The sequence below is a fragment of the Photobacterium sp. ABD4_091 genome, assembly GCF_056160145.1.
In genome coordinates, this window is the sequence record NZ_JBSWWQ010000001.1 from 87,976 (window position 1) to 108,967 (window position 20,992).

Below are 20,992 nucleotides of genomic sequence, written 5' to 3' on the forward strand. Positions count from 1 at the left end.
GCCCTTATCTACTTAGTTAAGAATCTCTTCCTCTTTATCAGATACAGAGGGAACAAATGTGGAAATACTGCCTAGGCTGCCCATCATTGGCTGAACTTGGCGTCGATCATTGAGGATGTTCACCGCTTTAAGTTCGCTTAATGACTGGGTATAGCCATCATGGCTAATGAAGTAATCACCGAATACCGTTTTTTCTTCAACATAAGCCGCTGAAGCAACATGGATATACTCACTGACCAGGCTTTGCTTAATAACCGCCCCGGACTCGACTTTACTGTTAGCACCTATAACTACAGGCCCTTCAATAGTCGCACCTGGTTGTATTTCACAGCCGCTACTAACAATAACCGGAGGCGTAATATCACAGCTATCAATGTCAAAGACTGTATTGATCCCCACCCAAACACCAGGTTTGACTTGCGTGCCAGGAATCGGATAACCAGGGACTTTTCCATTCATGATATCGCTAGTTACCGTCCAGATATCGCTGATATTGCCGACATCCAACCATTGGAAATCCATACTGGTCGCATAGAAGTCAACTTTATTTTCAACAAGTTTAGGGAATAACTCGCTACCAATATCATATTCCTGCCCGGCAGGAATATAATCAAAAATAGCAGGCTCGAAAATATATATCCCAGTGTTGATTTGAGTCGACAGCGCCTCTTCCATCGCCGGTTTTTCTTGGAAGCTGGTAACCTTGCCATGGGTATCAGTGACGACTACCCCGTACTTTGAAACCTCTTCCAATGCCACATCCCGGGTAACAATTGTCGCAATACCGCCATTTTTCTTGTGGCGACGGACTGCTTCAGTCAAATCAAGATCAATCCAAGCATCGCCGCAAACCACCACAAAGGTCTCATCAAAAAAGCCTGAGAAGTCTTGGATCTTTCTCATTCCCCCTGCAGAACCAAGAGCTTTGCTGACAAACTGTCCGTCAACGATTTCCCCTTCGTAGGAAAACGAAAGCTGTACATCGAAGTGGTGGCCATCGCCAAAATAATTTTCGATAACCTCTGCCAGATGGCTAGTATTGACCACAATTTTATCAATACCATGAGAAGCAAACAGCTGAATCATGGATTCCATCACGGGCTTGCCCAAAATAGGAATCATCGGCTTAGGAATTATTTGGGTAATCGGCCTAACTCGTGTTCCTTTCCCTGCGGCGAGGATCATTCCTTTCATGCCATACTCCTTTATGCCATGGTTGCGACAGCATCTTCAATTGTATCGAAGCTGGTGATCAACTTGTCCATACGGGTTAACTTAAGTAGCTCTTTAACCGCTCGCTGTGGATTCACCACACTGATTTTCTTACCACGTAGCATCTTATAAACCGCCATGACTGCCCCTAGGCCACTGCTATCCATAAAACGGACTTCCGATAAATCAAGCACGAGGTGACTGCCAATAGCTGACGACAGTTTCTCCACTTCTTCACGGAAACTAGGTGCTAACTTCGCATCAAAACGCTCTTCTTTTATTTGAAGAATTGTGCATTGACCTTGGTTGATAGTTTCATATTGCATAGCTGCTCCCTTTCTGGATTGCCTTTCCATTCAACAACAAGCACGCTGACGTCATCATCAAACTGCTCAGCCTGCTGCCAATCTCTAACATTGTTTACTAACAACTCAGTTTGTAGCGTGGTTGGCTGATCTTTTAAATCAACCACTGTCTTGCGGAAGCCCTCTTCCGAAAACATTTCACTTCCTTTCTCTGCCTCAGTAATTCCATCTGAATACATCCACACTTTGTCGCCAGGCTCCAACTGAATATATGACGTTTCATACTCAACGAAATCAAACGCGCCAACGACAAAACTTTCTTGACCGATAAACTCGGCATCTCCCACCTTAGAGCGCAACCATACCAATGGCGGATGGCCAGCTATGGAGAAAGCCATTTTTCCTGTTTTGATATTCAGCACAGCGTATACCATGGTGAAATAGAGCAAGTTTTGATCATCACTTAGGTACTGCTCATTAAGGCGTTTAAGCACCTCATGGGGAGGGGTGATTCTATAATATGGCGGTTCTTCAAGTGCTGTTTTTACAATCGAACCATGGCCAGAGCTCACGGCAATACTTTGCTGCACCGAAAACGATAACAAGGCTGAAGACACGCCGTGCCCCGCTACATCCAATAGATATATGGCAACATGCTCCTCATCTAGGTTCATGTAGCCCAGCATATCCCCGCCAATTTGCGCACTGGGAATAGAAACATAGCTAAGCTCTACCCCAGACATAGTGTTTTCTGTCGGCAGCAAGCGCTTTAGCAACTCACCAGCCGATTCCAAATCCTTTTTCATAGTGGCGTAGGCACTATCCAGGGCTTCATTTTTGGTGGTAATTTCATTATGCAGGGATAACGTTCGAAACCCAGCCTGAATACGCGCGACCAATTCATCGACATGGGTATCTTTCACCACAAAGTCATCGGCACCAGCATTGATCCCGCTAACAATAGACTCTTTGTCGTCTTTACCTGATAGCAGCATGAAAAACAGGTAACGACCATAATCAGCTGACTTAACCCTTGAGCACAGCTCAATGCCATCCATTTCCGGCATCATCCAATCGCTGAGGACAAACTGAATGTCAGGGCGGTCCTCAAGCACCTGTAACGCATGCATGCCATCGCTAGCAGTAATAACATCAAAACCACGCTTGGACAGCACTTTCTCCATAAATAGAAGCATGGTTCTGTTATCATCAACCAGTAAGATTTTCTTCATCGAATCACCTGCAAACCATGCCACCCAAGCATAAACACATTGTTGCACAACAATTTTTTTTTCGTCAACTGATATGCAATCACTTTTATGTACAACTACATTCTAGTAAGGTTTATTAGACACAACAAAAAATTGTTCTTTTTCTGTTTGTTACCTCAAAATTTTGCTTGCAGATGATTTACTTTGCATATGAAAGCAGCCACTACTAGTGATTGCTTGCACTCTGGCACACAAGGATGATGGGCTTGCGCTGTTTCTGTTTGATTATTTTTCCTCTCTTTATCGCTATGCCCATCATGGCCGATGAGTATATGAGTGAAACACGCAAACATGCTCCAGGCCCCTCTTCTCCATCTTTAACTCCAGCTAGCAAGATCCCCAGCTTTGAAGCGGATGAAGAAGAAACTGAAGCGGATTTGATTTGGAAAGGGGTATCGAGCTCATTCTATTTTCCACTTGATGAGTGGGAAGATAATAAAGACAAGTCATTTTTACACGGGCTAAGCGGCAACCTTGGCTTTGGCTACCCGCTACTCGAAACGCCAGCAGCCAATATTCCAGCCAACGCCACCAATGGGCCGTCCAATACCAACATGACCACGACCCTGTCACTCAAGTACACTATTTTGGGCAACTGGTTCGTATCAGGCACCCTCTACTATTACTGGGATGCTGATCAGCAACAGCCATGGAACCCAGACTTCACCTATGTGTTTGGATACAGCGACTGGCGGCCTTATACCTTTAGCCTGATGTATGCCAACTATGGTGGTAACCGGTTTAAAGCCACGGATGACCAGCCTGTCACCAATTTCAACCAAGGCACTTGGTCTCTGGGGTGGAAGTTCCCCGTTGTTGACCCAGTAAGAAACTGGCTGACGTTTACTGATGAAGGGGCGATTGGCTGCCAAGTTGATTTCAACTACACACCAGAATATTTCGACCTTGCTAGCACTTCTTACATGACTGGGCACAAAACCCTTAGCCTTGGTTGCAAGTATTCCGTATTTGGCAACTGGTATGTCAACGGCACCGCCTTCTATTACTTTGACAGTTCACAGAAACAGCCTTGGAACCCTGACTTCACCTATGGTTTTGGTTACTTCGACTGGCGACCTGGCACCATCACTATTCAATACAATAACTACTCGGGAAACCGGTGGAACTCGTCGGATCGCGCCGAAGGCACCGGCCGCTTCAAAGATGGCTCTGTCACCATCGCCTACTCTTTCTCCTTCTAAATCACATTTCGCAATCTGCATCTGCAATTTGCAAAAATCCATATAGCAATGCCTATAAATCCGTCTATTCTTGATTTTACAACACCATATAAACACAAATGCATAATAGGTTATTTTTACCTGTTCGATAAATCGAATAAAAACATAAGCTTGCCTAGATTTCATTTCTACCAAGCCTATATAGCAAACTAATTGGCATGCATCATGCTGTATATCGAGTAAGTAGTTAACCAACTAATACCGAGTTACCAACATTCACAGTGAGGTCAATATGGAAGGGACTAAGTACGACGACAAAGTAACCGGAACAGAGAACGACGATAGCATTGATGTGCTTTCCGGTAGCGATGAAGTGGAAGCAAAAGGCGGTGATGACTTTGTTGTTGGTGGCGAAGGCAGCGATAAACTGTCTGGTAACGAAGGTGATGACACTATTTTTGGTGACGTCCAGTATGGTGAAGAGCCTCCCGCTGAGCCTGCTGCTGATGACAACTGGGGGAATGCCCAATCTGTTTACCAATATACCGCGCCTGAAGAGCCAGAAGAATCCATTACCCACAGTGTCCGACTCGGTAACTATTTGGTTGATAATACTGGCTCCATCAATGCCAAATTCACAACAAACCAGGCTTATGACGCAGTATTTGTGCAGCTTCTAGACAGCGACGGCAATGTTGTAGACAAGGTCCCTGCCACCGTGGCCGAGTCTGGTGAAATTATTCTGGAATACACCTACAACAGTGAAAAATTCAGCTCGGATGAATTGATATCTTTTGAGCTTATTGATCCCGATGGCAACCCGATTTCTGATATCGATTCGGTCGAGGTAATAGCCAACAACATCTATGACGATACCATCCACGGTGGCAGCGGCGACGATACCCTCTTTGGCCAGCAAGGCTCAGATACCATTTATGGTGGCGAAGGCAATGATTTCCTCGATGGCGACATCAATGACGATACCCTCCATGGCGGTGCCGGTGATGATGTGTTGATCGGTGGTAATGGTGATGACGTCCTGTATGGCGATGAAGGCAACGATACCTTACTCGGCAGTGATGGCGACGATACCCTATACGGTGGTGATGGTGATGATACCCTGCTCGGTGAACTGGGCGATGACACCATCGATGGCGGCGCTGGTGCCGATATTCTCGTCGGTGACGATGGTAATGACACCCTGTCTGGCGGTACTGGCGATGACAAACTCTTTGGCGGCCTAGGCGAAGATGTACTAGCAGGCGGCGAAGGCAAAGATGAAATACACGGCGATGCCGGGGTCGACAATATTACCGGTGGTGCGGGCGAAGACTTCATCATGGGCGGTACCGGAGACGATATCCTTGATGGTGGAGCCGACAATGACCTTATCCTCGGTGGCGACGATAACGACACCCTAACCGGCGGCGAAGGCAATGACCAATTATTCGGTGAAGTCGGTGATGATAATGTCGATGGCGGCCTGGGTGATGATGAAGTCTACGGCGGTGTCGGTAACGATGTGCTTTCAGGTGGCGAAGGCCATGACAAGCTGTTTGGTGGTGAAGGTAATGATGTACTAGACGGCGGCACAGGCAGCGATAGCCTTCATGCCAACGAAGGTGACGATATTATCAAAGCCGGAGCGGGCGATGACTTCATTTATGCCGGTGACGGTAACGATGTTATCGACGGCGGTGAAGGTAACGATACTATTTTTGGTGAAACGGGGAATAACCAAATCACTGCGGGCACCGGTGATGATACCGTTTATACCGATGCTGGCAACGATACCATTGATACCGGTGACGGCCACGATACTGTTTACGCAGGTGCTGGTGATAATGTGATTAGCACGGGCGCTGACAACGACACCGTCTATGCCGAAGGCGGCGCAGACAAGATTGATGCCGGCGAAGGCCATAACATTGTTTACGCTGGAGATGGCGACAATACTGTCACGGCGGGTAGCGGTGATGATGACATTTTCTCTGGTGCTGGTGTCGATACTATTCAGGCCGGAGCCGGTGATGATGAAGTCTTCACAGGAGCGGGCAATGACACCATCAACGCAGGTACTGGAAGTGACAAAGTCTATGCTGGCGACGGTGACGATGTTATCGAAGGTGTTAGCGGCAACAATGAACTGTTTGGCGAAGCGGGCAATGACACCATCAACGCAGGGTTAAATGCCTCGACCCTATACGGTGGCCAGGGCGAAGATACGCTGACGGGCTCGGACGAAAATGACTACCTCCATGGCGGTGAAGACAACGATGTACTTATCGGCAACAAAGGTAACGACACCCTAGAAGGGGCTGCGGGTAATGATGAACTGTCAGGCGGAGAAGGTAATGACATCTTGCTGTCAGGTACCGGTGATGACAAAGTATCCGGCGGAACTGGAGACGATACCCTGGTAGGCGGAACGGGTAATGACACATTGTTTGGTGAAGAAGGCAAGGACATTCTTGTCGGCGGGGCTGGCGATGATGTCCTCGACGGTGGTACCGGTGTCTCAGAGCTTTACGGTGATGACGGTGACGACACCCTGCTCAGCGCTGACGAAAACGACCTGCTCAGTGGCGGTGCCGGTAATGACACCATTACGTCCAACGCAGGTAATGATACCGTGTTCGCCGGTACAGGTAACGATGTCATAGACACAGGTACCGGCGATGACACTGTATTTGGCGATGCCGGGCAGAATACCATCACCACGGGTGAAGGTGCAGATATTGTCTACGGCGGTATCAATGAAGACGACATTAGCACAGGCGAAGGTAACGATACCGTTTTAGCCGGAGATGGCGCAGACAAGGTTGATACTGGCGCCGGCAATGACTACGTCGAGGCAGGTAGCGGCAACGATACGATCACTGCTGGCGAAGGTGATGACGTAATCTTGGGCGACGCGGGTGACGATGTTATCTCTGGTGGTGCGGGTAAAGATGTACTCATTGGCGGCACCGGTAACGACACCCTTGATGGCGGTACTGGTATCTCCGAGCTTTACGGTGAAGACGGAAACGACACCCTCGTCAGTGGCGATGAAAACGATATTCTTGGTGGTGGTGCAGGTAACGACAACATCACAGCCAATGCTGGTGATGACACCATCTATGCTGGGGCTGGTAAGGATACCATTGATGCAGGTGCCGGCAACGATACCGTCTACGGTGAATCAGGAGCCAACACTATCAATACCGGTGAAGGCAACGATACCGTCTACGGGGGGATTGACACTGACAACATCACAACAGGTACTGGCGATGACCAAGTCTTCGCTGGCGCTGGCGCTGATACCATCAGTTCAGGGACAGGCACCGACCATATCGACGCCGGTGCGGGCAATGATGTTATCGATGCAGGTGATGGCGATGATACGGTCTTCGGCGGCGCCGGTAACGACACCCTGATTGGCGGTGCGGGTGCTGACTACCTCGCCGGCGGTGACGGTGACGATACCATTACCGATGATGGCACCGATACCGTATTGGGCGAAGGCGGCAACGATACCCTAACCGCTGCCGCAGGGGGGAGCCATCAGATTTACGGTGGCGAAGGCGATGATACCCTGATTGGTAGCGAAGCGAGCGATACCCTTTATGGTGGAGCGGACAACGATACCATCAGCGGTGGTGGCGGTGATGACACCTTATACGCAGGCGAAGGCAACGACCAAATTGACGCTGGTGAAGGTGACGACACCGTATACGGCGAAAATGGCAACAACACTATTTCCTTAGGCGAAGGGACCAACACGCTGTTCGGTGGTGCGGGCAATGACACCGCAACCGCAGGCAGCGGCAACGACACCATGTATGGTGCGGCAGGTAATGACAATTTATCCGGTGGTGCGGGTGACGACCTTCTCGAAGGTGGCGAGGGCAAAGATACCCTATCCGGCGGTGAAGGCGTTGATACCCTAGTGGGTGGCGCTGGAAATGACCAAATCAGTGGTGGCCTAGGTAATGACAAGCTGTTTGCCGGCGAGGGTGATGATAGCCTGTCAGGCGGCGAAGGTGACGACGAACTTCACGGCACCGCAGGTACCAATACCCTTTCAGGTGGTGCTGGCGAAGATACCATCTACGGGGGTACCGGAAACGATACCGTCGATGGCGGCGAAGGCGACGATAAAATTGAAACCTTTGCTGGCGATGACAATATCCAAGGCAATACCGGTAACGACACCATCGACGCAGGAGAAGGCAACAACATTATCGACGGCGGCGAAGGTGACGACACCATCTCTGCGGGGGGCGGCATTAACACTATTCTGGCCGGTGCCGGCAACGATACTGTCACAGCGGGTTCTGGCAATGACAACATCGATGGTGGCGAAGGCAATGACAGCATCAACGCTGGCGATGGCGACAACACGGTTGTTGGCGGCCTTGGTAACGACAGCATTACTACAGGCGGCGGGGTCGATACGCTTGAAGGCGGTGAAGGCAACGACACCCTCAAAGCAGGCAGTGGCGATGATGTCCTGAAAGGCGGCATCGGTAACGATAGACTTTACGGCGAATCTGGCAACGATAGCCTAGAAGGCGGTGAAGGTAACGATTCAATGTACGGCGGCTCTGGGAATGACTTGCTGCGCGGGGAAGCCGGGAACGACTTCATGAAAGGCGATGGCGGTGACGATACCCTGTATGGAGGCGAAGGCAACGATACCCTAAGAGGCGGAGGTAACAACGATACCCTATTCGGTGAGGCCGGGAACGATACCCTAGATGGTGACGGCGGGAACGACACCTTATTTGGTGCCGAAGGTGACGATAAGCTGATTGGCGATGGTGGCAACGACACCCTGTCAGGAGGTGAAGGCAACGATACCCTGCAAGGCGGAAGCAATAACGACAACCTTGATGGCGGTGTTGGCAACGATGACCTCGATGGTGGCAGTGGTGATGACCTCCTGTTTGGTCAGGAAGGTGATGATATATTGGATGGCGGTACGGGTCTTGACCAACTCTATGGTGGCAGCGGTAACGATATCCTGGTGTTTGATAAAGATGATATCGACAATACCGACGGTGTCAGTGTCCACTTCAGCGGTGGTGAGGGCTTCGATATGCTTCAAGTCGGCAATGCTGGTGACGGTCAGATCATCGATATGACAGCGACGGCTTACCAAGAGCTAGAAGCCGTTGTCATTGATGCCACTGATGCTGAACTGAAAGTCGGCCTAGACAAAATCCTTGCCAATAACACAGCAGACGACACCAGTAATGGCCAGTTTGTCTGTACCGGTGCGGGTAAGCTAGACCTAGAAGGCTACGGCTGGGAAATGGCTACCGAAGCCCCTGAAATGTCAGCTGATTTACGCGCGGCCTACGAAGCCAGCAACATCGATACAGCCTCACTTCAGGGCTATACATTCTCTAACAGTGAAGGTAAAGAAGTCACCATCTGGAGTGATAATGAAAGCGATGACATCAGCTTTAATGGCTCCGAGCTGTAAACCTCTAAGCTTGAGTATCCAAGAGGCTTAAGAGGCAACCCAAGCTAATCTCAAACCCCGGTCATACCGGGGTTTATTTTTGCTGACAATCAATATACCCAAGCTACTTCAAGATGCAGGTTCAGCGAGAATTTATAAGCTTATAGACAAGGCATTGTTTTGAAGCTTATTGAAAGGGAAAGCCATTCCTGCAAATCTTCACCTTGTATTGAATGCGCTGACAACCCTCTGAATCCTGCACCTTGAGGTAACTTGGGTATAATTTCCATCTTCAATGCATGTCCGCTACACTAGCTAGCTGCTCTTCAATACGATGGAACCGTAATGTCTTTTAGCTGGATTGCTTTTACCCTCCTCGCCGCCCTTAGCCAGTCTTGGCGCAATGCCTTTCAAAGCAAATTAAGTAAAGATTTGAGTGTCGCGGGTACGACCTTGGCACGCTTTATTTTTGCTAGCCCGCTAGCTTTGCTGTATTTGATAGGGTTGTATCAATGGCAAAACGCGCCGATGCCACAGTTTAGCGGCGAGTTCTGCTTTTATGTCATCGGCGCAGCTGTCATGCAGATAATCGCTACCGGCTTAATGGTATTGCTGTTCAAGCTAGAGAACTATGCCATCGGTGCAGGGCTGGCAAAATGTGAAGCCCCGGTTTCCGCTGTGCTTGGTGTGTTATTTTTCGGTACCGTTTTAACCTTTACTGGCTGGATAGGCGTATTGCTGGGAACGCTTGGTGTATTGCTGCTGAGCAGCCCGTCGGGATGGCGCCAACTATCCATAAAAACCCTAGTGCTTGGGCTGAGTTGCAGTTCAGCCTTTGCCCTCACGTCATTGTGGATCAGAGAAGCCAGCCTGAGCTTACAGCTCCCCTTTCCTTTCAGCGCTGCTTGGGTGCTATTTTTAGTCATATTGCTCCAAACCTTGCTAATCACCACCTATTTATTGGTGAAAGAGCGCCATACTTTAGCCGCCATGTTCGCAAAGCCCAAACTCGTCATCATGACAAGTTTAACCAGTGTGATCGGCTCACTAGGCTGGTTCAGCGCCATGTCACTCCAAGCCGTGCCATACGTGAAAACCCTCGGCCAAGTTGAGATCATCTTTATGATATTCATCTCTTATTTCTGGCTGGGCCAACGAATCAGCAGAAAAGAAATGACCGCCCTATTGTTGCTTTCACTGGCTGCCATACTGGTGATGTGGCAATAATGTTCGCCAATAAAAACCAAAAACCGACAGCGGCCAAGCCAGCTGTCGGTTTTGCGATGTAATAGTATTTTGTCATGAGCAGGGTTTGAAGCCCCCTATTAGACTACGTTGTCCATCTCATGTAACAGCTTTTCTTTCCGTACCGGCTTAGGCACATAGGCATCCATTCCGGCATCGAAGCAAGCTTGAATATCGTCATCGACCACACTTGCCGTAAGCGCAATAATCGGTATCTTTGATAACTGATTCTGCTGCTCAAACTGCCTAATCTCCCTCGTTGCTGCAAAGCCATCTTTTACCGGCATCATGCAATCCATCAAAATCAACGAGTAATCTTGATTGGAAGAATAGATATCAACCGCTTCTTGGCCATTGTTGGCAATATCATAGTCAAAGCCTGCTTTTTTCAAGTGAAGTGACGCAACCTTCTGGTTAACCAGATTGTCTTCCACCAGCAACACACGTTTTGATGCGGCTGTTTTCTCAGCGTCTTCATTCTTATCAACTTGAGCCTCACTCGACATTTGAAGCGACGTAATATCGGCAATTTTTTCCTGAAGCACCTTGGCTTTAAACGGTTTCGGAATGTAGTCATCCATTCCCACATCGAAACACTTTTGAATATCATCATCGACGACACTCGCGGTCAACGCGAGGATTGGGGTACGTTTCAACTGGTGGGCTTTTTCATAGTCACGGATTTTTTCTGTTGCCTGGATGCCATCCATTACCGGCATCATACAATCCATAAGCACAAAGGCGTATTGATTGCTAGCAGTAAACAGGTCAACCGCTTCCTGGCCGTTGTTTGCAATATCAAACGTACATCCTGCCTTTTGAAGGTGGAGAGATGCGACCTTCTGGTTAACAAGATTATCTTCTACCAGCAGAACATGCGGAACTTGAACCTGCTGACCTGCAACGTCATTTTGCACTTGATAACCCACGGCTTTCTGATAGCAATGCTGGAAAGCCTTATACAGCCGGCTTCCGAGTAGTGGATAAGTCAAAAGCGCATCAATGCTGACACCAAAATCTGTCGCTTCGCTATTCATGTTTCTGATTAGGCACAATGAGCGGTGCTCGCCCTCAAGCTCATTAATGGTTGCATTCAGTGCCTTCAGCGACGATTGATGATTTTCACTAATAATAACGACTTGCCTGTTAGCGTGACCAGCGTTAGGCACCTGCGATAATTCCCCAAGGCGAGTATCAACATCAATGCCAAAGAACGCCAATTCACGTGTAATACGTGACAATTTCAAGGCATCTGTGCCAAGCAAAATGACTTCAGCATCTTGATAAGAGTCTTGATTCTCTAGCTGCTTTTCATCAACAGGTAGCGACAACGTAAAATAGAACCGACTCCCGACTCCCTTGGTTGAATCTAGACAAATTTCACCGCCCATCATCTCAATCAGCTGGACACTGATGGCAAGGCCCAGGCCGGTGCCACCAAACTGACGGGTTGTCGATTCATCTTCTTGGGTAAAAGGCTCAAAAATACTCGCTTGCCTCTCTTCGTCGATCCCGATACCGGAATCCGATACTTCAAACAGCAATTGAGCAACATTACCTTTCTCTTCCAAGCTTTTAATACCAATAGACACCGTGCCTTTGTCGGTAAACTTCACCGCGTTGGACATAAAATTCATCAGAACCTGTCTAATACGATGGTCATCAATGACCACCCGGCTCGGTACATATTGGTCGATATTGACGTCTAAGTTGAGCCCTTTCTCTTTCACCTTCGGCGCAACAATAGAAGCAATGTCGTAGATGGTTTCCCGGATAGCCGTGGAGTGGGCACTGATATGGAGCATACCCGACTCAATTTTCGAAAAGTCGAGAATGTCATTAATCAAACTCAGCAGCAGGTGAGACGACGTTTCTATCGTGTTAACGTAATCTTTTTGGGTCGCAGTCAACTGTGTATCGGCCAGTACTTCAGAAATACCGATGACACCATTAAGCGGCGTACGTATTTCATGGGACATATTGGCAAGGAAGCTACTCTTCGCTTTACTGGCCTTTATCGCTGCATTTTTCGCATTATCTGCTTCCTCTTTAGCGACGATGAGCTTCTCTCGCTGTTCTAGTCTGTCAACAGTCAGGCGTTTCACTTCTTTAGCAAAAGTGCTTAGCTCGTCTTTTCCGCTGACTGTAACACTAACATCAGAGTCGGCACTGTCTTTAGCATTCAATATTTTCAATACGAGTTTCAGGTTGCCGGTTAACCGCATGGTTAGGCTGATACCAATCAACAGCACAATAAAAAACAGGGACAAGCTAACAGCAATAAACACATTCTTTTGCTTATTGAATGCTGTAATTGATTGCTGAATCTCTATACGGACTTGGTCTTCAATTTGTCTTCCCGCGACTTGTAGCCTGTATAGGCGTGCATTAAGTGCTTCTGTCCCAGCAAGCATCTCCTCAGGAGTAAAGTTGGTTAGGCTTTCACTTGCCAGCAGCCTCGCCCGGAAAGAATTGCTCTGCTGAAATACTGGGTCTGAGAATGTGTCCAGCAACAATTTAACTTGATTTTGGTCGGCATTAATCGCCAAGAAGCGATTGAGGAAGAGCTGTTGATTTTGAGCCAGCAAACGTATTTCATTTAAAAAATCGGCCGTGCTTCGGGATGTTTCCTGGCTATCAGTAGACAGCAACCATTGGCTGAACCACCCTTCTTCCTGGGACCAAAACATCAACCACTCTAGTTGATACAAGGCGCGCAAATCGTTATCGACTGACTCTAGCAGCTCAACATAATGGATTTTTTCCACTTCCAGCAACAGCTGGCGGTAAATATCAACTTGCCACTCAATCAAATCGAGCAACTCTTCGCCATCCTGAGCGCTTTTCAGCTCGGTGATATTGGCGACATAGCTGTCAAGCAGGAGATTAACGGTTTTTGCGCTTTCCCCGCTACCAAACAAGTGCATGACATCATTTCGAATATCACTCGCCGAGGAGTTATCCGCGGGCTGTTCATTTTCAACAATCGCTAACCGATTACTAAAATGGTATTGCGATAAGTTTTCCAAAAACTGAACCGCATGCTGGGCTCTTTCTAATGAAGAAACTTGGAGATTTATGTGTGTGAGCTGTCGATTGACCAAAAAAAGAGAAAGGCACAGTGGCATTGCAATCAACAAAAACAACTTGTGCTTTATAAGCAACCTATTCCAAAACTGACTAAACACGGCTTTCATCCTGAAATTATTATTTGTGCCTATTAATTCTAGAATAGAAAAACCAGTTTCATATACTTAGCTGAATATTGAGGAAAATTTCATTATCAATGTGAGCAAGATAACAAAATGGGGGTATATCAAATTTCTCTAAATGAAATAATGTGATGATTTGCGATGTCGGAAGCACTATTTTTCGGTATTAACGAACTCAACGACGGTATCCGCTAGTGCCACAGTGGTCAGCGGCGAAAGTATATCCCCGGCGAGCACATGTTGGAGCTTATCGCCACTATCTGAAATCACCATTGACTGCCGACTCGCTGCTGGCAAGCGCTCGAGCATGGCTTGGGTTTTAGCGATATCGACAATACGATCTTGCTCTGAATAGAAGACCAGAATCGGGGTTTTAATATTCTCCACGGGTTGGCTGCGTGTTACATCAACCACCCCCATCATGGTCACTAAAGCTTCAACTGGATAACGGGTCGTCCAATAGCGGGCTTGTACCTCATTGACTGGTTTCCATTCGCGGTAATTGCCTACCACAAGCCTGGCAATCTCATCCCCCATAGGCAACAAGAGCAGTTCGGCGTTACTGTCCGCAGGCCCCAAGTTAGGGGAGATTAATACCGTATGGCTAAGTTTTGGCAACTCAGGCTGGGATGCTAACCACAATGCCAACGTACCACCTGTCGAGAGGCCGATAACAACGACTTTTTCACCCAATCTTGAGCCTATGTCGTAAGCGTGGCGAGCATCATTCAGCCAGTCATTGACCGTTACTGACTTCATGTTATCCGCGGGTCGCCCATGCCCCTTGAGGCGAGCTTCATACAAATTAGCCCCAAGCTGGTTGGCGACCAATTTCGCTAATGGGGCAGTATCCTGACGGGAGGACGAAAAGCCATGCAAATACACAACAGAATAGTCCGTTGGGCTATTTACTTCCCCCGCCCAGGTTATCTTTTTTTCTGTACCAGAGGTAATATCTGGATATTTCCGCTCCTGAGCGTTAACAAACCCCTCGATATCCTGAGGAATGGATAACGCTTGGTACGCGTAGGAGGTATCAACCCGAGGGCTGAATGAATATACCCCAGCAACTATCGCGAAAATAACAATGACCCATTGTGACTTTTTCATCTGCCCTACAATCTTTTCCTCACTGTATTTAGTCAACCACACATAGCTTGCGGTTTTGTGAATTAATCATACTGTCATTCGAAATAACGTAATAATAAAACTCATCCCGCATTTCATACTTCTGAATAAACGTTCTAATATGATTCAGCAGACTTTTTGCCTCATTGTAGCGATACAGGTAATCTTTATCGCACTCGTTCACGACAGCCAGGTCAACACGGAGCTCATTGAATTGATCCATCAGTTTGCTGACCCGCTCTTCGTTCTGCTTTTCAAGTGCAGAGCTGGCATACAGCTTCTCAAATTCAGCCCGCTTTCTCTCCCACTCATCAACATTTGAAATTTTGGCGCTGATTTCAGCTTCCTGAGATTGTAGTTGGGCAAGCTCTTGATCCACCATCAATTGTGATTCCGTCAACTTTCTCCGCTCTTTGGCTATTGCATTATTTACGTCTTTCTCAAAGCGTCGCTGTAGGCTATAGAGCTGAGAGCTTTTCTTCTTCAAGGCTTTCTGCGAATCCAAATATTGTTTCTCAAGCAATGCTATCTCGCTGTTTTTATCAACCAATAGCGTACTCGTTGCATTAATCTCCTGCTTGAGGAAAACATATTGCTCATCTAGCTTAATCAGCCGCTCATCCAGTTCATCAATCACTAGCTGCTGCTCTTCCAGCTGAGCTTGTTTCGAAGCAAGTTGCTGCTGAAACTCATCAATCAGCGTTTGTTTCTCCACTAGCTGCTGTTCGTATTCATCAAACTTGTCCTGGACTGATGAATAGTCCATTTGCCCTTGGTTGTATTGCCAATAAAAGTACCCAGCCTGAGCCACAACGACAGTGAAGATGATACCGGCGAGGGCGACCAACCGACGCTGGGAGAACATGGAGCTATGCTCATCCTGAACCAAGGGGGATGACGATGCCTTTGCTCTGCTTTTTCTTCTTTTCATATCATCCCTCTTGAGCCGCTGTTGTGCTGACACCAACTTTCACATGGCACTTAGGACAGATGTATGAACGCTTATTGATGTCGGCATGGCAAGACGGGCAAGTAATATGCTTTCTGTCCTTACTCATATAAATCAGTAAAGCACCAATCGGGCCCAAAACATACCCCAACAAGACACCAGCGATTAAATTCCCTTTCTGATAGCCTAAATAAGTCGACAAGCAGAAAAAAGCCAAATAAAAGAGAAACCAGAATACGATACCAAATTCCATATGTTCACCACTGATTATGATTCTCTGAATGCACGGTAATACGAATTGAATAATGGTGCTGTGAAGTAATCCCACATGGTTTGTGCTTCCAGCAAAATAAAGACTTCTGTCGGCATTCCCGGGTAAAGCTCGATATGCTCCAATGAAGCCACTTCATCTTTGTCCAGTTTTACCCGGACCAAATAACCGGTAGGTTGCTGCTGCGACTTAGGCTGCAACCGGTCTGCGGCCACATAAACAACCTCACCATGCACAGGGGGGGTACGGCGGACATTGTAGGCACTAAGCCGGACTCTTGCCTCAAGCCCGTTGTGCACTACATCAATATCTTCAGGTTTCACCAAGGCTTCGACAATCAGTTCATCACTGTCTGGCACAATCTCCAGAATGACATCGCCAGGGTTAATCACCCCGCCGATACTGTGAACATTAAGCCCCACAACCGTTCCGGTATGTTCGCTGCGAATGGTGACACGGGAGCGAATATCGCTGGCCGCATTGAGCGACTGAACCACATCACGCCATTCCCGCTCCACCGTCGCCAGCTCTGCCGCACGCTGCTGCTCCCACTCAACCTTTTCAGATTGATGCTCTTGCTCCAGGGTACGAAGCTGCCCCTCAAAAACATCTATCTGTGCGGTCAACTCGGCAACTTGTGCTTCAATTCCTGCTTGGTAGCGCTGCAGTTCAAGCATACGGGTCTTCGACACATAGCCTTTTTCCAACAGACCGGCGGTCATCGCTATCTCTTGGGTGACCAAAGATAACTGCCGGTTAATGGCTTTTAACTGGAAGCTGGCTCCGCGCAGCTGCTCTTCCAGAACCATGTTTTTCTGCTGGTATTGGCCCTCAGATAAATCACGGCGCAATATCGACTGCTGAAACTGGAGCTGCTGAGTATTGACGATATTCGCAAGCTCTGTTTCATCGACATCATGCTGATCGTGGTAAGTCCAATTTATTTTGCGCTCTTGGCCAAGTTCGGCTTTCAGCCTGTCATGGCGGGCATTTAACGTCGCTGCACGTAATACCAAACGGCGATAATCGGACTCGGCCTTGGTATTGGACAACTCAAGTAATACATCACCCGTTTCGACATGCTGACCTTCCTGAACATAAATGCCTTTTACCCAGCCACCTTGTAAATGCTGCACTTTCTTGCGCTGCGACTCGACCACCAGCGTGCCTTGTGCGATAGAAGCCGAATCCAGCGGTGCGGTCAGCGCCCAAGCTAAAAAGCCGCCAACTGTCGTTAGAAGAAATATACAACCAAATACAATAATGCTGCGGGTATCGAAACGCTGCTTATCCATGCTTCACCCCTTTCCCTGAAGCTGAAGAAGGCTGAGCACTAGCCACCGGCGTTTCTGTCGAGTTGTCTACTCCCGACATCGCCCCTAAGAACTTGTCACACGTACCCGCTTTTTCTATTTTTCCGTCTTTAAGCACGATCACCCAATCCATCTGCCTCAAGAACCCGGGGCGGTGGCTGATCATCACCACGGTGATTTGATTCTCTTTGCAGTACTGCAGCACAATGGCCAGTGCCACCTCTCCCTCTGGATCTAAATTAGAGTTTGGTTCATCGAGTACCAACACACTCGGGTTGGAAAAAATCGCCCTTGCCAATCCGATCCGTTGTTTCTGGCCGCCAGAAAGCTGTACACCGCCCTCCCCCAGATAAGTATCGTAACCTTGCGGCAGGGAGGTGATCAGCTCATGAATACAGGCCAAGCGGGCGGCATGAATGATGTCTTTGGCTGGCGCATCGGAAAAGCGGCAAATGTTTTCAGCTACCGTGCCCGCCAATAAGCCAACTTCTTGTGGTAAATAACCGATATGCTTACCAAATTGCTCTTCGGGCCAAAGATCAATGGCAGCCCCGTCGATCTTGATGCTGCCCATACTCGGTTTGTGGATCCCCATGATCAATGCGGCAAGGGTAGATTTCCCCGAACCACTATTGCCCATGATAGCCAAGGCATTTCCAGCCCCAAGCTTGAAGCTGATGTTCTGCAGCACTGGCTGGCCTTGGTGTTGGAATTTAAGCCCAACATTGTGAAGCAGCAATTCCCCTTTGGGTTCTGGAAGTTCGGTTTGCGGCTCTGACTGCTGGCTGTCTTCGTACTGGTTGAGTCGTTTATAAGCCTGTAGTGCGCTGAACCACGTTTTCCAGCCACTCACCGCCTGCTCAAACGGTGACAAAACACGGGCCATGATAATCGAACTGGCGATAATCGCGCCCGCGCCTAACTGGTTCTGCAGTACCAATACCACCCCGGCGGTCAAGATGATTGCCTGCAGCAAGGTTCTAAAATAACGGCTAATCGATAACAACTGGCCAGTTCGGGCATTGAGCCGCCATTGCAGATCCAATAACTTGAAATTACGCCGGTTCCACAATGATCCAACACTATCGGCCATTCCCATCGCCCTCAATGTCGGGGCATTTCTTAAGAAATCATTGAGCTCCATACTGGTTTTAATACCCAATGCTTGAGCCTGCTCACTGGGCTCCTTGGCGGATAACATCATGACCACAGCCAAGACACAGAAGACCAAGCACCCAACCAGGGCAATAATCCCCAGCAAGGGGTGCAATACAAACAGGATAAGCAGGAATAATGGTACCCAAGGAATATCGAAAATTGCAGAAGTCGATGGCGTCACCAAAAACTGGCGCAGCTCGGTGAGGTCTTGCAGGCCTTGCTTCTCTATCCGGTTCATTTTGGACGAACGACGAATGCTGTCTGCCAATAGTGATGAGCTCAGCGATACATCCAGCTTCAAACCGGAGCGCTGCAAAAGCAGAGTTCTGACATGTTCAATCACCGCTTGTGCCGTGAGCAAGCCAATAGCCACAACCATCAGCGCCATGAGGGTATCCAGACTGGCACTGCTCAAGACCCTATCGAATAATTGCAAGCTGTATACAGGTAGCGTAAGTACAAGAAAGTTAATCGCTAAACTAAACAATGCGACAAACAACAGATCCTTCTTACACGCAGCGATTGCCGTTGCTAACGTTTCCTTAAGCAAAATTCTTCCTCATACGCCACTAGTGGTATATGAATTATAGGACAAGGAAAAAAATTTCAATGAAGAATTTTCTGATAATTAACTAAACTTCAAACAGTTAACTACGAGAGCCACATCACATTTTCGCTCTGCGCCTACGCCAAACTATCCCAACTTGTGGGGTAAACCGATATAACTTATTAAGTAAACAGACAAAGGAATGCCGACTGAATGCCAAAAGCAGCTATGCAAGCGACAACAGCGCAGCAGAAAACGCAGCAAAGAACAGCATTGTATACTGTAGTGTATATCGTCCTGTGTGCTGCGCTATTCATGTCGTTTTCAGCGCTGGCTGCTTTTAATACCGAAACAGAAGAACCTGAGCCAAGCTTTTATGGTGGCCGCAGTGTCACCCACAGTCACCAAGATGTTTCAGGTAGTAATATCCAGTTCCAGCGTCGAACTATCGCCCCACCTATCACTAGCGAAGAAATAACAGAAGAGGCCGAGCCAGACACTGGCACGCTGCTGACTCCAGAAGGCCTTGAGACAGAAAGCCTTGCTGCAAAAAGTCGTGTTCCGAAAAGCCCTGTTGCCACGCGTTCACCTGAGCAATTTGCCCCCATCGAGCTTAGCCGCAACGAAAAGCTACTCGCCAAAAAAGCCTACTACTACTTTGAACAAAACTGGAATGATAAGACCGGACTGATTGATTCAGTACAGGGCTACCCTCACAGCACAATGTGGGATGTCGCCAGTGGTATTGCCGCGGTTCTCTCTGCCGAGGGTCTAGGGCTCATCACAACAGAACAAGCAGACAACAAACTACAAAAGACGTTCGAGACGCTATTCGCGCTTCCTCTATACAACAACGCGTTACCTAACCGTGAATACAATACCCATACCGCCCAACCATCAGGTCGTTACAGTAGCAGCAACTCAAACGGCAATGGCTGGTCAGCATTAGACATAGGTCGGCTGTTAATTTGGCTAGAGATAGCTCAGGTGCACAAACCCCAATTTGTCCCTGATGTAGCGCGTATCCTGGATAAGTGGGAAATAGATAAAGCGGTATCCAATGGTACTTTGTACGGCGAACTTAAAACATCGACAAGGCGCCACTACCGCCAAGAAGGCCGGCTGGGTTACCTACAATATGCCGCATCAGGCTTCGATCTCTTCGGCTTTGATGTCAGCAAAGCCTATGGGAAAAATAATATCGATGAAGTTACCGTTGACGGCCTTGCACTTTTGATAGACAAGCGAAACCTCCCCTACTTCACGACGGATCCCTATGTGCTGTATGGCATTGAATTTGGCTCGGACACGCAATGGTGGAACCAACTAAGCGTGCTGTTTCAACTCCAAAAACAAAAATCGGCTAGTGAGACAACCCCATGGGTCTTTGCTGAAGATGCCATGAGCCGGTCACCTTGGTTTTCTTACAACAACATTTTTATCTACGGCAGCTCGTGGTTGAGTATTGCCCCTGGTGGCAAGCCCGTCGAAAATCCACAAATTTTTAGCAATAAAGTCGCTTTTGGCTTAAGTGTATTGTTTGATGGTGATGACTTCAGCCAGCAGCTAGCTGATGAGGTAATAAATAACAGCCTAACTCACAAAGCTATTCCTACCGGTGTCTATTTAAATGGTGGCCCTAACAGCGCTTACAACATCAACACTAACTCGCTTATTTTAAGCGCTTTATGGTACAAAAGGCGCCACTATATCCCTCTTATTGAACCGAGCTAATATGCAAATTGCAT

At 48.0% G+C, this 20,992-nt stretch carries 13 protein-coding genes; 4 read left to right on the top strand and 9 right to left on the bottom strand.

Annotated features, from left to right (window positions below; translation table 11 throughout):
* Window positions 1-12: 12 nt before the first annotated feature.
* The 3 genes from ACXAGQ_RS00335 to ACXAGQ_RS00345 are packed head-to-tail and all read right to left on the bottom strand — an operon-like array spanning window position 13 to window position 2,749.
* On the bottom strand, window positions 13-1,194 hold the full coding sequence (locus ACXAGQ_RS00335; protein WP_475250810.1) for a nucleotidyltransferase family protein: 1,182 nt from the start codon (window positions 1,192-1,194) through the stop codon (window positions 13-15).
* 11 nt (window positions 1,195-1,205) lie between these two features.
* On the bottom strand, window positions 1,206-1,538 hold the full coding sequence (locus ACXAGQ_RS00340) for an STAS domain-containing protein (protein WP_475250812.1): 333 nt from the start codon (window positions 1,536-1,538) through the stop codon (window positions 1,206-1,208).
* The gene (locus ACXAGQ_RS00345; protein ID WP_475250814.1) at window positions 1,490-2,749 is read right to left on the bottom strand and encodes a PP2C family protein-serine/threonine phosphatase; all 1,260 of its coding nucleotides are present in this window, start codon (window positions 2,747-2,749) and stop codon (window positions 1,490-1,492) included. Before ACXAGQ_RS00345 ends, ACXAGQ_RS00340 begins: the two co-directional genes overlap by 49 nt.
* 311 nt (window positions 2,750-3,060) lie before the next feature.
* Here ACXAGQ_RS00345 and ACXAGQ_RS00350 point away from each other — a divergent pair, with 311 nt between their 5' ends.
* From ACXAGQ_RS00350 to ACXAGQ_RS00360, 3 genes are all read left to right on the top strand, one after another.
* Complete coding sequence (locus ACXAGQ_RS00350) at window positions 3,061-3,990, top strand: hypothetical protein (protein ID WP_475250816.1); 930 nt, start codon at window positions 3,061-3,063, stop codon at window positions 3,988-3,990.
* 271 nt (window positions 3,991-4,261) lie between these two features.
* Window positions 4,262-9,442: a beta strand repeat-containing protein gene (locus ACXAGQ_RS00355; protein ID WP_475250818.1), complete on the top strand. Its 5,181-nt coding sequence runs from the start codon at window positions 4,262-4,264 to the stop codon at window positions 9,440-9,442.
* Between the two features lie 324 nt (window positions 9,443-9,766).
* Window positions 9,767-10,648 carry an EamA family transporter gene (locus tag ACXAGQ_RS00360; protein ID WP_475250820.1) on the top strand — a complete coding sequence of 294 codons (882 nt, stop codon included), beginning with the start codon at window positions 9,767-9,769 and terminating at the stop codon, window positions 10,646-10,648.
* A 98-nt stretch (window positions 10,649-10,746) separates the two neighbouring features.
* Here ACXAGQ_RS00360 and ACXAGQ_RS00365 read toward each other — a convergent pair whose 3' ends face one another.
* The 6 genes from ACXAGQ_RS00365 to ACXAGQ_RS00390 form a co-directional block, all read right to left on the bottom strand.
* The gene (locus tag ACXAGQ_RS00365; RefSeq protein WP_475250822.1) at window positions 10,747-13,863 is read right to left on the bottom strand and encodes a response regulator; all 3,117 of its coding nucleotides are present in this window, start codon (window positions 13,861-13,863) and stop codon (window positions 10,747-10,749) included.
* A gap of 168 nt (window positions 13,864-14,031) precedes the next feature.
* A complete protein-coding gene (locus tag ACXAGQ_RS00370; RefSeq protein WP_475250824.1) occupies window positions 14,032-14,988 on the bottom strand; it encodes an alpha/beta hydrolase in 957 nt (318 codons plus the stop codon).
* A gap of 28 nt (window positions 14,989-15,016) precedes the next feature.
* Entirely contained in the window at window positions 15,017-15,937 is a 921-nt protein-coding gene (locus ACXAGQ_RS00375; RefSeq protein ID WP_475250826.1) for a hypothetical protein, read from the bottom strand.
* A 1-nt stretch (window position 15,938) separates the two neighbouring features.
* Entirely contained in the window at window positions 15,939-16,208 is a 270-nt protein-coding gene (locus ACXAGQ_RS00380) for a hypothetical protein (RefSeq protein ID WP_475250828.1), read from the bottom strand.
* Window positions 16,209-16,222: 14 nt separating this feature from the next.
* The gene (locus ACXAGQ_RS00385) at window positions 16,223-17,521 is read right to left on the bottom strand and encodes an HlyD family type I secretion periplasmic adaptor subunit (protein ID WP_475250830.1); all 1,299 of its coding nucleotides are present in this window, start codon (window positions 17,519-17,521) and stop codon (window positions 16,223-16,225) included.
* The gene (locus tag ACXAGQ_RS00390; protein ID WP_475250832.1) at window positions 17,514-19,247 is read right to left on the bottom strand and encodes a type I secretion system permease/ATPase; all 1,734 of its coding nucleotides are present in this window, start codon (window positions 19,245-19,247) and stop codon (window positions 17,514-17,516) included. The genes ACXAGQ_RS00385 and ACXAGQ_RS00390 overlap by 8 nt, the downstream gene beginning before the upstream one ends.
* Before the next feature lie 210 nt (window positions 19,248-19,457).
* Here ACXAGQ_RS00390 and ACXAGQ_RS00395 point away from each other — a divergent pair, with 210 nt between their 5' ends.
* The gene (locus ACXAGQ_RS00395; protein WP_475250834.1) at window positions 19,458-20,978 is read left to right on the top strand and encodes a DUF3131 domain-containing protein; all 1,521 of its coding nucleotides are present in this window, start codon (window positions 19,458-19,460) and stop codon (window positions 20,976-20,978) included.
* Window positions 20,979-20,992: the final 14 nt, after the last annotated feature.

Excerpts from the sequence above, each read along its gene's own strand:
- ACXAGQ_RS00365 (WP_475250822.1), bottom strand. The coding sequence starts at position 13,863 with ATGAAAGCCGTGTTTAGTCAGTTTTGGAATAGGTTGCTTATAAAGCAC.
- ACXAGQ_RS00360 (WP_475250820.1), top strand. The coding sequence starts at position 9,767 with ATGTCTTTTAGCTGGATTGCTTTTACCCTCCTCGCCGCCCTTAGCCAG.
- ACXAGQ_RS00375 (WP_475250826.1), bottom strand. The coding sequence starts at position 15,937 with ATGAAAAGAAGAAAAAGCAGAGCAAAGGCATCGTCATCCCCCTTGGTT.
- ACXAGQ_RS00355 (WP_475250818.1), top strand. The coding sequence starts at position 4,262 with ATGGAAGGGACTAAGTACGACGACAAAGTAACCGGAACAGAGAACGAC.
- ACXAGQ_RS00370 (WP_475250824.1), bottom strand. The coding sequence starts at position 14,988 with ATGAAAAAGTCACAATGGGTCATTGTTATTTTCGCGATAGTTGCTGGG.
- ACXAGQ_RS00385 (WP_475250830.1), bottom strand. The coding sequence starts at position 17,521 with ATGGATAAGCAGCGTTTCGATACCCGCAGCATTATTGTATTTGGTTGT.
- ACXAGQ_RS00345 (WP_475250814.1), bottom strand. The coding sequence starts at position 2,749 with ATGAAGAAAATCTTACTGGTTGATGATAACAGAACCATGCTTCTATTT.
- ACXAGQ_RS00380 (WP_475250828.1), bottom strand. The coding sequence starts at position 16,208 with ATGGAATTTGGTATCGTATTCTGGTTTCTCTTTTATTTGGCTTTTTTC.
- ACXAGQ_RS00340 (WP_475250812.1), bottom strand. The coding sequence starts at position 1,538 with ATGCAATATGAAACTATCAACCAAGGTCAATGCACAATTCTTCAAATA.
- ACXAGQ_RS00335 (WP_475250810.1), bottom strand. The coding sequence starts at position 1,194 with ATGAAAGGAATGATCCTCGCCGCAGGGAAAGGAACACGAGTTAGGCCG.
- ACXAGQ_RS00395 (WP_475250834.1), top strand. The coding sequence starts at position 19,458 with ATGCCAAAAGCAGCTATGCAAGCGACAACAGCGCAGCAGAAAACGCAG.
- ACXAGQ_RS00350 (WP_475250816.1), top strand. The coding sequence starts at position 3,061 with ATGAGTGAAACACGCAAACATGCTCCAGGCCCCTCTTCTCCATCTTTA.